This is a genomic window from Streptomyces sp. MBT53 (assembly GCF_016654115.1).
Taxonomy (GTDB): domain Bacteria; phylum Actinomycetota; class Actinomycetes; order Streptomycetales; family Streptomycetaceae; genus Streptomyces.
The window spans coordinates 1-13,325 of the sequence record NZ_JAEQAZ010000239.1; the positions used below are offsets into that span (position 1 = coordinate 1).

A 13,325-nucleotide genomic window follows, 5' to 3' on the forward strand; every position below is an offset into this window, starting at 1 on the left:
CGACGACATCGCCGCGCGCGGCGGACAGCATCCCGACCCGCACCTGCGCACGCCGGTGGCCCTGGGAGGCCGCCCGCTCGTACCACTCCTCGCACTCGGTCTTCTCGTGCACCTGCTCGCCCAGCTCGTGCGCGGGCGTCGGCGGTCGCCGCGCGTCGAGCACCGAGGCCAGCCGGTACGCCGCCTCCGCGCTCCCCCCGCCGGCCGCGCACCGCAGATGCCGTTCGGCCTCCCGCTCGTCGCCGTCCCGCAGCCGAGCGATCCCGACCTGGAGCGCCGCCTCCGTGTGCCCGGCGGCAGCGGCCCGCTCGTACCAGGGCAGCGCGACCGTCTCCTCGCCGCGCCCGGCGAAGAGGATCCCGAGGTTGAAGGCCGCGTCCACGCTGCCGGCCTCCGCGGCCTTGGAGAACCACGGCTCGGCACCGGTCGCGTCACCGCCCTGGAGCAGCAGCACGGCGAGCGCGTTGGCCGCCTCGCGGTGTCCGGCGTAGGCCGCGCGCCGGTACCACTGCTCGGCCTGCGCGGTACGCGCCTGCTCGGCGCAGAGCAGCCCGAGGTTGTACGCGCCGTTCACGTCACCGGCGTCCATCGCGGCCCGGTACCAGCGCTCGGCGGTCTGGGTCTCGCCGCGCTCGGCGTGCAGCGCGCCGAGCGCGTTGGCCGCGTTGCCGTCGCCGTCCTGGGCGGCGCGCAGCCACCACACGGCGGCGCTCTCGGTGTCGCCGGCGTCGCGCAGCAGGAACCCGAGCGCGCAGGCGGCACGGGCCTCGCCGTCCTTGGCGGACGTCAGGTACCAGCGCCCGGCCTCCTTGAGCTCGCCCCGCCTCTCCAGGATCGCCCCGAGCTGCAGCGCGGCCCGCTGATGCCCACGCGCGGCGGCCTGCCGGTACCACTGCTCGGCTTCGTCGCCGGGAACCGGGGTCGCGGAGACCTCGGAGACCGCGGGGCCTCCGGAGGCCGATCCGGCACCGCTGTCGGCCCCGTCCCCGCTCCGACCACCGACCCCGCTCCCGGCCGTCCGCCCGTACCGAACCCCGTCCGAGATCCCGTCCCGGTCTCCGCCGCCATGACCGTCTCCGGTGCCGTGCTCGTCCTCATGCGGCGCCCGCCGATCGAGCGCGCGCGCCAGCCGGTACGCGGCCTCGCGGTGCCCGCGCTCAGCGGCGGACCGCATCCACTGCTCGGCCCCGGTGTCCCCGCGGTGCTCAAGAAGGTCGGCGAGCGCGTACGCGCCGAGCGCGTGGCCCTGCTCGGCGGACTGGCGCAGCCAGTACTCGGCGGCGGGTTCGTCGCCGCGCTCGCGGTGGTACCGGCCGAGCGCGTGCGCGGCGGCGGCGGACCCGGCGACGGCCGCGATCCGCCACCAGCCGGCGGCGTCGTCGGTGTATCCGCGCTGGTGGAGGAGGACACCCAGGTTGTTGGCCGCGGCCCGGTCGCCCTCGGCGGTGGCGGCACGCAGCAGGGGCTCGGCTCCGTCGAGATCACCGCGGCGCAGCAGCATCGCTCCGAGGACACTCATCGCCTCGACTTCGCCGGCCTGTGCGGCGAGCCGTGTGCGTGCCTCGTCGACAGCCTCCCCCTCACCGGTCTCGTCCCGGTCGGAAGGCTGCACAAAACGCCCTGTATCCAACAGAGTTGCCTTGTCCCCCATAACGTCCATCGTCGCACCACCTGCAACCTGGGTACACCTGGTATACCGCAGCCAGTGAGGTCTCTACAGCGTTTTGTCGACATGCCCACAGAGAGACAAGCGAAACACGGTTTCACCAAGTCCCCCCGGCGCCACGGCCGTCACCCTCGTCGGCACATGCGTTCGCACAGCGCGAAGGCCCGGATCCTTGAGAGGATCCGGGCCTTCGCGATCAGTAGCGGGGACAGGATTTGAACCTGCGACCTCTGGGTTATGAGCCCAGCGAGCTACCGAGCTGCTCCACCCCGCGCCGTTGTGTTGCAACCGTACCACGGTGCGGGGTGGGCCTCTGACCTAGTGATCAACTGCCGTCTGAGCTGCGCTAACCGCTCGCGCTGCTCGGACTGCCACTGGCACTCGGTCTGCTGCTGGGACTGCTGCCGGCACTGGGACTGGTACTGGGACTCGGAGTGCTCTTGGCGCCGCCGCCGCTCTTCGCAGCCGCGGCCTGCGCGTCCTCGGCCCGCTTCAACGCGGCCTGCAGATCCTTCTGCGCCTGCCCGTACGCCTCCCAGTCGCCCTTCTTCAGGGCCTGTTGCCCCGCGTCGAAGGCCTTCTGGGCGTCGTTCAGGGCCTGTTGGACCGTCGGATTGCTGGATGTCGGTGGAGTGGTGGTGCCGGTATCCGGTGGCGTGGTCGAAGTCTCCGCCCCGAAGACCTTGTTGAGCCCCTCGTCCAGCGTGTCCTCGAACGCGGTCTTGTTGCCGTAGGCCACCAACACCTTGCGCAGGAGCGGGTACTTGAGTCCACCACCGCGTACGTAGACGGGCTCCACGTACAGCAGTCCTCCGTCGAGCGGCACCGTCAGCAGGTTGCCGTACTCGATGTCGGAGTCGCCGCCCTTGAGCAGCTTGATGGATTCCGCGATGTCCTGTTGGGAGTTGAAGGCGCTCTGCACCTGTTTGGGACCGCCGACGGTCGTACTGGTCGGCAGTTTCAGGATTCTGATCTTGCCGTAGTCCGGGGTGCCCGCCTCGGAGTCGACGGCCATGAAGGCGCTGAGGTTGTCTCTGCCGTTCGGTGTGAACGTCGTCGTCAGCGAGAAGGCCTGCGCGGACTGGTCCGGCATCTTCATGCTCAGGTAGTACGGCGGGACCGCGCTGCCCGACTTGTTGGTCGGGTCGTCCGGCACCTGCCACACCTCGCTGCCGCTGAGGAACGTCTGAGCGTCCGTCACGTGGTAGCGGGTGAGCAGCTCGCGCTGGACCTTGAACAGGTCCTGCGGGTACCGGAGATGGGCCATCAGCGAGGCCGAGATGTCCGACCGGGGCTCGACCGTGTTCGGGAACGCCTTCATCCAGGTCTTCAGGACCGGGTCCTCGGTGTCCCACTGGTAGAGCTTGACGGCACCGGTGTACGCGTCGACGGTCGCCTTCACCGAGTTGCGGATGTAGTTGACCTGGTTCTGCTGAGCGACCACCGCGCGGTTGTTGTTGGTCGCGGTGAGCGAGTCGGCCGTGGTGTCCCCGAGGGTCGTCCGCGAGGCGTACGGGTATCCGTTGCTCGTGGTGTACGCGTCGACGATCCACTGGATACGGCCGTCCACGACCGCCGGGTAGGCGTCACCGTCGATGGTCAGCCAGGGCGCCACCGCCTCGACGCGCTCCTTGGGCGTGCGGTTGTACAGGATCCGCGAACCCTCACCGATCGCACCGGAGTAGAGGATCTGCGGCTCGTTGAACGCCACCGCGTACGCGGCCCGGTTGAGCGGGTTGGAGAGGTTGACCCCGCTCTTGCCCTTGTAACTGGTGGTCTTCTCGCCGCTGTCGTCGGAGTAGTCGATCTCCTTCTGGGGACCGCCGACGATGGAGTACGTGGTGGTCTTCTCGCCGTAGTAGATCTGCTGCTCGTACTTGCCGAGGTCACCCGTGGACGGCAGATCCGACTCGGTGAAGACCGGACGGCCCTCGGAGTCGACCTCGGTGCCCTTGGCGGCGACCACTCCGTAGCCGTGCGTGTAGCGGAAGTGGTCGTTGATCCAGTTGTTCTTCGGGATGCCGTTCAGGTTCAGCTCGCGCAGCCCGATGACCGTGTCCTGGTCCTTGCCGTCCTCGGTGTAGCGGTCGACATCCAGGTTGGTCGGGAACGCGTAGTAGTTCCTGATCTGCTGGAGCTGCTGGAACGTGGGCGACACGACGTTCGGGTCCACGATCCGGATGCTCGCCGTGGAGTCGACGTCCGCGCGGAGCTTGGTCTTGTCCTTGGTGGTGCTCGTCCCCGAGTACTCCGTGACCTTGGTGTCGTCGATGCCGTAGGCCTCGCGCGTCGCCTTGAGGTTCTTCTGGACGTACGGGGCTTCCTTGGCCTGCTCGTTCGGCTGCACCGTGAACTTCTGGACGATCGCCGGGTACAGGCCACCGATGAGGATCGCGGAGAGCACCATCAGGCCGAAGCCGATGACGGGCAGCTGCCAGGTGCGCCGCCACAGGGTGGCGAAGAACAGCAGCGCGCAGATGACGGCGATGCAGAACAGGATCGTCTTGGCCGGCAGATACGCGTTCGCGTCGACGTACCTGAGGCCGGTCCAGTCACCCGTCGCCTTGAAGTCGCTTGATTTGACCGCGAGTCCATAGCGGTCGAGCCAGTAGGCGACCGCCTTGAGGGCGACGAAGATGCCGAGCAGCACCGACAGATGGCCGGTGGCGGCGGCCGTGGCGCGCGCTCCCGGGCTGGTGATGCGCAGCCCGCCGTACAGGTAGTGCGTCAGCGCGGCGGCCAGCAGCGAGAGGATCGCGGCCGCGAAGCCGAAGCCGAGCAGGAAGCGGTACCAGGGCAGGTCGAAGGCGTAGAAGGAGACGTCGAGATGGAACTGCGGGTCCTTCTGGTGGAAGGGCACGCCGTTGACCCACATCAGCCAGACCCGCCACTGACTGGACGCCGAGGCGCCCGCGATCAGTCCGACAAGAGAGGTGATCGCCAGCAGCAGCCACCTCTTGTACGGCGCGATGCCCATGCGGTAGCGGTCGAGGCTCTGCTGCTCCATCGACATGGCGCTGAGCGGCGGGCGCAGCCGGTGCGCCAGCCAGATGTTCACCCCGACCGCGGCCGCCATCAGCAGGCCGAAGACGAAGAACAGGCCGATCTTCGTCGTCAGGGTGGTGGTGAACACGGACGAGTAATGCACCGACCGGTACCAGAGCCAGTCCGTCCAGAAGCCCGCGAACATCGTGAACGCCATGCCGAGTACGGCAAGGACGCCCAGTGTCATGAGCAAAGTCCGGACCCGCCGGGACGGGCGGCCCACTCTGATCCGCGGCCCTTGCGGGCCTCCGCCGCGGTCCGGCATCTGGAAAGCCAAGGTGCGCACCTCGAAGTTCGCTGTTGGTCGCTGTCGTTGCGTCAGGCCCCCGGGTTCGCGGACCGTCCGTAGCCCCGCGTGATCGCGGGCCCACACCTATGCAACTTACTCACCGTTTACTCGGTTCCCGATTCCGGCCATGAACGAGGCAGGATTGTGACCATGTCCAACACTCCCATGGCAGCTAACCCCCTCACCCGGGCCGTACTGGAGATCGACGAGTACGTCTCCGGCCTCGGCTGGGACCAGCCCGCTCGCCTCTTCGCCCTCGTAGACACCGCGCGACTGCGGGCCCAGGAGCCCGGTCTCGCGGCCCAACTCGGCCTGCGGGACGAGCCCGAGACCACGGGTCTCACCCCGATCGAGCAGGAGGAGATCCCGGCCGGAAAGCCGCTGGACGAGTTCCTCGGCACGATCGCCTGGCCCGACGCGGTGGCCGGCTGCGCGCTCACCGTCGAGCGGCTGATGCTGCCGCCGTCCGCCGAGGCCTCCGTCCCGGAGGGGCTCGGCGAGAAGAAGCTCACCCAGTGGGTCGCCCAGCACCCGGACCGCCAGGAGGTCCGCATGACGGTCGCGGTCCTGCGCGACGGCACCCGCGACTCGGCCCTGCGACTGCGCGAGAAGGACTCCCCCACGGAGGTCCTCACCGGCGGCGCCCTCGTCCCGGGCCTCGCGGAGGCCCTGTCGGCGACCTTCGAGGACTGACGTCCTGTCTTCTCGTACGGCTCCGGGGGCGCTCTCGGTTTGAGGGCGCCCCCGGAGCCGTACGCGAGGTCTTCTTAAGAAGAGGCCTTGTTCAGCTCTTGGTGCTGCACTTCGGGAGGTCGGCGGTCTTGCCGCTGTTGATCAGCTTGAGGTCGCTGATCGCGTCCTTGATGGTGTTCACCTTGACGAGCCTGAGGCCACCGGGGGTGTCCTTGGCGGCCTCCGCGCAGTTCTCGGCGGGCGTCAGGAAGTACTGGGCGCCCTTGCTGCGCGCGCCGACGGTCTTCATCGAGATGCCGCCGATCGGGCCGACCTTGCCGGTGTCGTCGATGGTGCCGGTGCCGGCCACGAACTTGCCGCCGGTGAGGTCGCCCGGGGTGAGCTTGTCGTAGATGCCGAGCGCGAACATCAGGCCGGCGCTCGGGCCGCCGACGTCGGCCAGCTTGATGTCGATGCTGAACGGGAACGTGTGATCGGTTCCGGCGGAGATGCCGACGATGGCGCGCTTGGCACCGGTGTCGTCGGAGGTCGCCGTGGTGATCGTGACGTCCTTCGTCGCGGTCGCCGTCTTGTTGGCCTTCACCGCGGCGGCCTGGTCCTTGGCCGACACGATCGTGAACACGACCTTCTCGCCCGGCTTGTGCTTGGTGACCAGCTTCGCGACGTCGTCGGGCTGCTTCACCGTCGTACCGTCGACGGCCTTGATCACGTCACCGGCGTGCAGCTTGCCCTCGGCCGGGGAGTCCTTGAGGACCGTCGAGACGATCACCCAGGACTTCACCGGGATGCCCAGCTGGTCCAGGGCGGCGACCTTGGCGCTCTCCTGGGACTGGCTGAACTCCTCGGCGTTCTCCTGGGTCGACTGCTGCTCCGTCTTGCCGTCCGGGTACAGCGTGTCGTGCGGGACGACCTTGTCGTCGTGGGCGAGCCAGCCGTACACGGCCTCGATGAGGTTCATGTTGTAGTCGGCGCTGGTGACCCGGACCGTCGTCATGTTCAGGTGACCGGTCGTCGGGTAGGTCTTGCGCCCGGTGATCTGCAGCACCGGCTCGCCGTCGTGGTCCCCGAGCGTGTTCACCGTCGGGCCCGGTGACATCTCCGCATACGGGACGTTGATGAGGACTCCCGCGCACAGGAGCGCGATCAGCATCAGGGTGGAGGCGAGCATCGTCGCGGTGCGGCGTGGCATGGCACGACAGTACGGGACGCTTCTGTCAGCGCACCGTCAGGGCCGCCCTCCGGTCACGCTTCCCCTCACGTGCCCGAGTGGGACTTCTCCATGGCCTCGCGGAAGCGGGCATAGCCGTCCAGCTCCGGCCCGTCGCTGCGCACCTTGCGGGTCCGGTTGGCCCAACTGCCCCACAGGCCGGCGCCTATCGCGGCCACCAGCGGAATCAACAACCAGGCGAGTGCCGCCATGCCGACCTCCCAACCCCGGACGAGTGAACTCGACTGACTGATCAGCAGATTAGCCAGCCCCACTGACAACGCTCGTGCCAGGGGGCCGGTTACGCAACCGGTGAGCGCCCATCAGCAGGCGCCGACCCACTCCTCGGTTCCGTCGGAGAACTGCTGGTGCTTCCAGATCGGCACCTCGTGCTTGAGATCGTCGATCAGCTTCCGGCACGCCTCGAAGGCCTCGCCCCGGTGCGGACACGACACGGCGACGACGACCGCCAGGTCCCCGATCCCGAGATCCCCCACCCGGTGGACGGCGGCGAGCGCCCGTACCGGGTAGTCCGCGACGACCTTCTCGGCGATGCGGCGCATCTCGGCCTCGGCACTGGGGTGGCACGAGTACCCCAGCCGGTCGACGTCGGCACCGCCGTCGTGATTGCGCACGGTCCCGACGAACAGCGCCGTCCCGCCTGCCGCGTCGTCGCCGACGGCCCGGAAGACCTCGTCCACGGAGAGCGGCGTCTCCCGGATCCCGATCAGCTTGACGGGGTCCTGCGCGGCCTGCTCACCGGGGTGGTCGATCGTGGGTGCCATGCCTCCATCGTGCCGCACCCCGCCGACAGCGCGGAATAGCACTATCACCAGGCACGCGCGCGTGCCTGTTTGGAGCGTCCTACAGGAGGCACGTGTTGGGGAGGCTCGCGCTGCTCAGATCCGGCGCCGGGCCTTCCGCGCCCGTCGTACGACCGCCGCCGCGCCGAGCAGGGCGACCGTCGCGCCCGCCGCGCCCGCCGCCGTCGCGTCCTTGCGGCCGAGCCGTCGCCCGACGACCGTGTGCCGTCCGGCGACCTCCTCCAGGAGCTGCGCGAGCACTTCCTCGTTGGTCCACTGGGGCCGCCAGCCCGCGTCGTGCAGCCGGCTCCCGCTGACCACCCAGGGGTACATCGTGTACGCCAGGTCGCCGGCCGGGGACGGGGTGAGTCCGATCCGGTGCAGGCGGGCCGCCGCGCCGAGCGCGACCGCGGACGGCAGCTCCATGCGTCGGATGCCGCTGAGCTCCTCGACCTCCTCCTGCTCCAGCCAGCCGTCGCAGCCGACGGCGAGCTCCCCGTCGACCTTCTCCAGGACGGCGTACTCCAGGGCGCTGCACAGATCCTCGACATGGCAGAACTGCCAGGCGGGCCGCGACCCGGCCACCACCAGCAGTCTCGGCGACTCGAAGTACCTGGTCAGCGCGGTGTCGGTGCCGCCGACGAGGACTCCGGGGCGGACGACGGTGACGTTGAGCCCGGGATGCGCCCGGGGCGCGCGGCGCGCGAGCCGCTCGACCTCCAGCAGGTCGCCGACTCCGGTGGCCTCCGCGGTGGCGCGCAGTTCGGCGTCCTCCGAGAGCGGCAGTTCGTTGTCGGGCAGCGCTCCGTAGACCATCGCCGAGGTGCAGAGCACGACCCGGTGGACGCCGGCCGCCGCGGCGGCGGTCAGCACGGTCTGCGTCCCCCGCACGTTGTACGCCGAACGGGCGGCCGGGTCGGTCTCCAGATCGAGGTCCAGCGCCAGATGGACGACGACGTCGGCGCCGCGCAGCTTCTCCGCGATGGCCGGATCCCGTACGTCGAGGATGTGCCACTGGGCCGCCGCACACTCGCCGCGCCGCTCGTCGATGGCGATGACCTGCTTGATCTCCTCGGAGGCGGCGAGCCGCTCGGTGAGGAGCGCCCCGATCCCGGACGCGGCGCCGGTGACCGCGACGACGGGCCCGCGTACTGCGGGACTGGTTGAGTGGTTTCGCGCTGCGCGAACCTGCGGATCTGGGGAACTCACCGGGCGTCTCCAGCGGTTGTCTTCAGTACGGACGCGCGTGACGCGTCCGGACCAGGTGGCATCCATCCTGCCGCAGGCCAGGTCTCGGCGAAGCACCGAGGCCCGATCGGCCCGCGGTGTCTACGCTGGGTGGTGTTGAAGGGCAGTCGTGCCGTCGGAGAGAGACCGGCGGCCTTAACAGCCGAGGAATCCCGTGAGTGACACCCCATTCGGATTCGGCCTTCCGCCGGAGGAGCCGGACGACGGCGACAAGGGCAAGAAGAAGGACCAGGAGAGCGGTGGTGGTCAGGGACCGGCCAACCCGTTCGGTTTTGGCGGGCTGCCCGGTGCCGGGGGCTTTGGCGGCCCCGGTGCGGACAATCCGCTCGCAGCCATGTTCGGTTCGCTGAACCCCAACGACCTGGGCGCCGCGTTCCAGCAGCTGGGGCAGATGCTCTCGTACGAGGGCGGCCCGGTGAACTGGGACATGGCCAAGCAGATCGCCCGCCAGACGGTCTCCCAGGGCACCCAGGACGGCACGAAGGACGCGAGCATCGGCCCCGCCGACCACAGCGCCGTCGAGGAGGCCGTCCGCCTCGCCGACCTGTGGCTGGACGACGCGACCTCGCTGCCGTCCGGTGCAGGCTCCGCCGTGGCGTGGTCCCGCGCGGAGTGGGTCGAGGCGACCCTGCCCGCCTGGAAGGAACTCGTGGACCCGGTCGCCGAGCGCGTCGGCGCGGCCATGGGCGATGTCCTGCCGGAGGAGATGCAGGCCATGGCGGGCCCGCTGATCGGCATGATGCGCTCCATGGGCGGCGCCATGTTCGGCACCCAGATCGGCCAGGCCGTGGGCGTGCTCGCGGGCGAGGTCGTCGGCTCGACCGACATCGGTCTGCCGCTCGGCCCGGTCGGCAAGGCCGCGCTGCTGCCGCTGAACATCGAGGCCTTCGGCAAGGACCTGGGCATCTCCCAGGACGAGGTGCGGCTCTACCTCGCCCTGCGCGAGGCCGCCCACCAGCGCCTGTTCGCGCACGTGCCGTGGCTGCGCTCGCACCTGTACGGCGCGGTCGACGGGTACGCGCGCGGGATCAAGGTCGACACCGCGAAGCTGGAGGACGTGGTCGGCCAGTTCGACCCGCAGAACCCGGAGCAGCTGCAGGACGCCCTTCAGCAGGGCATGTTCCAGCCGGAGGACACACCGGAGCAGAAGGCCGCCCTGGCCCGTCTGGAGACGGCTCTGGCGCTCGTCGAGGGCTGGGTGGACGCGGTGGTCCACGCCGCCGCGAAGCCGCGTCTGACGTCCGCCGACGCGCTCCGCGAGACCCTGCGGCGCCGCCGCGCGACGGGCGGTCCCGCCGAGCAGACGTTCGCCACGCTGATCGGGCTGGAGCTGCGCCCGCGCCGGCTGCGCGACGCCTCCCGGCTGTGGGCCTCACTCACCGACGCGCGCGGGGTCGACGGCCGTGACGGTCTGTGGGCCCACCCGGACATGCTGCCGACGGCCTCCGACCTGGACGACCCGGACGGCTTCGTGCACCGCGAGCAGCTGGACTTCTCCGAGCTGGACAAGCTCCTCGGCGAGGCGGCCGAGAAGCCCGACCTGAAGAAGAAGGACGACGACACCGAGTGAGCCTGCACGACGACGCGGTCCTCGTGCTGAAGAGCTACGAGGACCAGACGGAGCTGCGCCAGGCCTACCAGGACCACCTGGCCGCTCACCCGGACGGCATGTGGAAGTCCTGCGGGGACGGGCACATCACAGCGAGTGCCCTGGTCGTCGACCCGGAGCAGGGGCGAGTGCTGCTCACGCTCCACAAGAAGCTGCGGATGTGGCTCCAGATGGGCGGCCACTGCGAGCCGGAGGACACCTCCCTGGAGGCGGCGGCCCTGCGCGAGGCCACGGAGGAGTCCGGCATCACCGGACTGACCCTGCTGCCGGGCGGCCCGGTCCGCCTCGACCTCCATCCCATCCCGGCACCGTGCCACTTCCACTACGACGTCCAGTACGCGGTCGTGGCACCCCCCGGCGCCGTCCAGGAGATCAGTGACGAGTCCCTGGACCTGCGCTGGTTCGCGTACGCCGAGGTGGCGGCCGTAGCCGACGAGTCGGTCGTACGGCTGCTGGAGGCGACGCGCGCCAGGCTGTGAGCGTGTAAGGGGCGCCCGCACCTGCGGGCGCCCCTTACGTTCGGCTTCTGGACGCTCAGCTCCAGGCGTTGCCCTGGTTCTGCGCGTGGGCGCCGTGCTGGCCCATGCCGTACTGCGCGGCGAGGCCCTGGCCGATGCCGGCGTTCTGCGGCGGCAGGAGTTCGCTGGGCTGGACGAGCGCGTAGCCGCTGCCCATGAAGCTCAGCTCCCAGCCCTCGCCGGTGTTGCCGCGGCGCCGCCACACGCCGGAGGAGTGCGTCTGGGCCTGCATCTGGACGCGCAGTCCGGTGGACCAGGCGACGATCGCGTCGGCGTCGCAGTTGACGTACTTGTCAGGCGTGACCTGCATCATCAGCGGCGCGCCCGAGGTCATCAGGGCGACCTTGCCGCGGCCGGTGATGTTGAGCTGGTACTTCCCCGAGCCGGAGATGCCGTACTGGCTGTCGACGGCGATGACCTCGTGGTGCAGCGACGAGTCCATCGCGAGGACGTAGCTGCTGTCGACGGTGAGGCCGTCCTGTTCCACATCCACCACGTGGATGTGCTGGGCGAGGTTGGCGAGGAAGACCGTGCCCTGCCCGTGGCAGCGCATCAGGCTGAGGCCCTCGCCGGTGGCCGCACGCGCGTAGGCCTGCTGGGTGTTCTGGTACTCGGCGTCGAACTCGACGAGTCCCTGGTAGGCGACCATCGTGCCCTTGCGGGCGAGGATGTCGTCGTGGCCCTCCAGGACGATGCGCAGCATCTGCTTGTTCTGGAGGCTGTAGCGGTCCTGGGACTGCGAGTCGTTGAAGGCGAAAAGCGGGCTCTGCATGGTGTCGTGTTCCCCCCTCAGCCCCGGAACCGGAGTCGGTCGGTGCTGTCCTCGCTGGGCTGGACGACGACGATGCCCGTCCCGGAGAAGGCCATCTGGTACGCCTCGCCGCTGCCGCGGCCGATCAGCGACTGCGCCTTGAAGCTGCGCTTGCCCTTCACCTTGAGGTTCGGGGACCAGGCGACGAGCGCGTCCGGGTCGACGTAGGTCTCGTCGTCGCCGCCACCGCAGTCGACGACGATCGGCTTGCCGCGGGAGGTCAGCGCGACCCAGCCCTGGCCGCTGATCTTGGTGTTCCACAGGCCCTGCCCGGCGAACTTTGCGAGCCCCTTGACGCGCTCGACACCCCAGGTGAGGGACGTGTCGAAGGCGAGCAGGTTGGTGGCGTTGACGGAGATCCCGTCGCCGTTCAGGTTGATCACGACGACGTCCGCGCCGTAGTCGGCGAGGTAGAGCAGTCCGTCCCCGGAGCACTTCATCAGGGGCGCGCCCTCGCCGGTCATCCAGTCGCGTGCGATCTGGCGCACGGCCGGCGGGTTGGGCTCGTACTGGATGAAGCCCTCGTAGGCGATCATCGAGCCCACGCGCGCGAAGAGGTCGCTTCCGGTCTGCATGGCGACCTTCAGCATGTTGTTGCCGTGGTTCTCCATGCGGGCGGTGACGGGTGCGGGGGCGTAGCCCGCGAGCGGCTGGTTCATGACGGGCTCCCTCAGACCTCGTAAGGCTGGACGACGACGAAGTTGCCGGGGGCGGCCCGGAACTGCAGGTTGACGCTCTCCCCGGTGTCTCCGGGGTACGCGTTGCGGCGCATCCGGACCTGGCTGGAGACGATCACCTGGGCGGCGGCGGACCAGGCGACGACCGCATTGCAGTCGGCGAACGTGGTCGGCGTGACCGGCAGGACGACGGGCTCGCCGTGGGTCTTCACGACGATGGTGCCGGTCCCCTGGAACTGCATCGTGAACAGCGCGCCCCCGGGGATGCCGTGTCCCTCGATGCGTCTGACCTCGTACTGGAGGCTCTCGTCGAAGGCGAGGACGTTCTCCGCGGAGACACAGATCGCGTCCCCCTGGAGCTCGACGGGGTGCAGGTTCGTCGAGTTCTCGGCGAGGAACACCTGTCCCTGGCCGGTGCAGCGCATCAGCTGCATCTCCTGGCCGGTCGCGTTGCCGACGAGTCGGCCGGCGAACCCGGCACCCTTGTAACCGAAGTCGACCTTGCCCTGGTAGAGCACCATGCTGCCCTGGCGGGCCAGTACGGGCTGGCCGCCGATACCGAGGTCGACGCGGATCAGCTTCTTGTTCTGCTGCGTCCAGCGCTGCCCGGTGGGCGTCTCCTTGAACTTCTGCAGCGCGGCCGACACGCCGGCGCCCTGGGGAGCGCCGGAGGGCACTCCGTAGCCGGCCGGCTGGGCCGGAACCTGCCCGTATCCGGGAGGGGCGGGCGGCTGCTGGCCGTAGCCCGGAGGCGGGGTG

General features: G+C 69.7%; 12 protein-coding genes and 1 tRNA gene. 3 read left to right on the forward strand and 10 right to left on the reverse strand.

All coding sequences use genetic code 11. The annotated features are described in order from the left end of the window. From JHN45_RS45505 to JHN45_RS45515, 3 genes are all read right to left on the reverse strand, one after another. A partial coding sequence (locus JHN45_RS45505; RefSeq protein ID WP_201055286.1) for a tetratricopeptide repeat protein occupies positions 1–1,660 on the reverse strand: 1,660 nt, incomplete at its 3' end. Between the two features lie 206 nt (positions 1,661–1,866). Next, positions 1,867–1,940 (reverse strand) — tRNA-Met (locus tag JHN45_RS45510). 72 nt (positions 1,941–2,012) lie between these two features. After that, positions 2,013–4,976 (reverse strand): UPF0182 family protein, encoded by a 2,964-nt coding sequence (locus JHN45_RS45515; RefSeq protein WP_200716391.1) that lies wholly within the window; start codon positions 4,974–4,976, stop codon positions 2,013–2,015. Between the two features lie 174 nt (positions 4,977–5,150). Here JHN45_RS45515 and JHN45_RS45520 point away from each other — a divergent pair, with 174 nt between their 5' ends. Beyond that, complete coding sequence (locus JHN45_RS45520; protein WP_201055287.1) at positions 5,151–5,693, forward strand: PPA1309 family protein; 543 nt, start codon at positions 5,151–5,153, stop codon at positions 5,691–5,693. A gap of 91 nt (positions 5,694–5,784) precedes the next feature. Here the strand turns inward: JHN45_RS45520 and JHN45_RS45525 are convergent, their stop codons facing one another. The 4 genes from JHN45_RS45525 to JHN45_RS45540 form a co-directional block, all read right to left on the reverse strand. Next, on the reverse strand, positions 5,785–6,882 hold the full coding sequence (locus JHN45_RS45525) for a PDZ domain-containing protein (protein WP_200716385.1): 1,098 nt from the start codon (positions 6,880–6,882) through the stop codon (positions 5,785–5,787). A 65-nt stretch (positions 6,883–6,947) separates the two neighbouring features. Further along, positions 6,948–7,112 carry a hypothetical protein gene (locus tag JHN45_RS45530; RefSeq protein ID WP_169389425.1) on the reverse strand — a complete coding sequence of 55 codons (165 nt, stop codon included), beginning with the start codon at positions 7,110–7,112 and terminating at the stop codon, positions 6,948–6,950. A gap of 111 nt (positions 7,113–7,223) precedes the next feature. Beyond that, entirely contained in the window at positions 7,224–7,685 is a 462-nt protein-coding gene (locus JHN45_RS45535; protein ID WP_200716386.1) for a molybdenum cofactor biosynthesis protein MoaE, read from the reverse strand. 114 nt (positions 7,686–7,799) lie between these two features. Next, the gene (locus JHN45_RS45540; protein ID WP_200716387.1) at positions 7,800–8,912 is read right to left on the reverse strand and encodes an SDR family oxidoreductase; all 1,113 of its coding nucleotides are present in this window, start codon (positions 8,910–8,912) and stop codon (positions 7,800–7,802) included. 193 nt (positions 8,913–9,105) lie between these two features. Between JHN45_RS45540 and JHN45_RS45545 the strand changes: the two genes are divergently transcribed. Further along, positions 9,106–10,521, forward strand: coding sequence for a zinc-dependent metalloprotease (locus JHN45_RS45545; protein ID WP_201055289.1), 1,416 nt, complete (start codon positions 9,106–9,108; stop codon positions 10,519–10,521). After that, complete coding sequence (locus tag JHN45_RS45550) at positions 10,518–11,039, forward strand: NUDIX hydrolase (protein ID WP_201055291.1); 522 nt, start codon at positions 10,518–10,520, stop codon at positions 11,037–11,039. Before JHN45_RS45545 ends, JHN45_RS45550 begins: the two co-directional genes overlap by 4 nt. Before the next feature lie 55 nt (positions 11,040–11,094). Here the strand turns inward: JHN45_RS45550 and JHN45_RS45555 are convergent, their stop codons facing one another. The 3 genes from JHN45_RS45555 to JHN45_RS45565 all read right to left on the reverse strand — a co-directional run. Beyond that, the gene (locus tag JHN45_RS45555; RefSeq protein ID WP_019072126.1) at positions 11,095–11,850 is read right to left on the reverse strand and encodes an AIM24 family protein; all 756 of its coding nucleotides are present in this window, start codon (positions 11,848–11,850) and stop codon (positions 11,095–11,097) included. 17 nt (positions 11,851–11,867) lie between these two features. Beyond that, entirely contained in the window at positions 11,868–12,548 is a 681-nt protein-coding gene (locus JHN45_RS45560; protein WP_019072125.1) for an AIM24 family protein, read from the reverse strand. An 11-nt stretch (positions 12,549–12,559) separates the two neighbouring features. Then, on the reverse strand, positions 12,560–13,325 hold a 766-nt coding region (locus JHN45_RS45565), incomplete at its 5' end, for an AIM24 family protein (protein WP_201055293.1).

Excerpts from the sequence above, each read along its gene's own strand:
- JHN45_RS45515 (WP_200716391.1), bottom strand. The coding sequence starts at position 4,976 with ATGCCGGACCGCGGCGGAGGCCCGCAAGGGCCGCGGATCAGAGTGGGC.
- JHN45_RS45560 (WP_019072125.1), bottom strand. The coding sequence starts at position 12,548 with ATGAACCAGCCGCTCGCGGGCTACGCCCCCGCACCCGTCACCGCCCGC.
- JHN45_RS45520 (WP_201055287.1), top strand. The coding sequence starts at position 5,151 with ATGTCCAACACTCCCATGGCAGCTAACCCCCTCACCCGGGCCGTACTG.
- JHN45_RS45535 (WP_200716386.1), bottom strand. The coding sequence starts at position 7,685 with ATGGCACCCACGATCGACCACCCCGGTGAGCAGGCCGCGCAGGACCCC.
- JHN45_RS45525 (WP_200716385.1), bottom strand. The coding sequence starts at position 6,882 with ATGCCACGCCGCACCGCGACGATGCTCGCCTCCACCCTGATGCTGATC.
- JHN45_RS45555 (WP_019072126.1), bottom strand. The coding sequence starts at position 11,850 with ATGCAGAGCCCGCTTTTCGCCTTCAACGACTCGCAGTCCCAGGACCGC.
- JHN45_RS45530 (WP_169389425.1), bottom strand. The coding sequence starts at position 7,112 with ATGGCGGCACTCGCCTGGTTGTTGATTCCGCTGGTGGCCGCGATAGGC.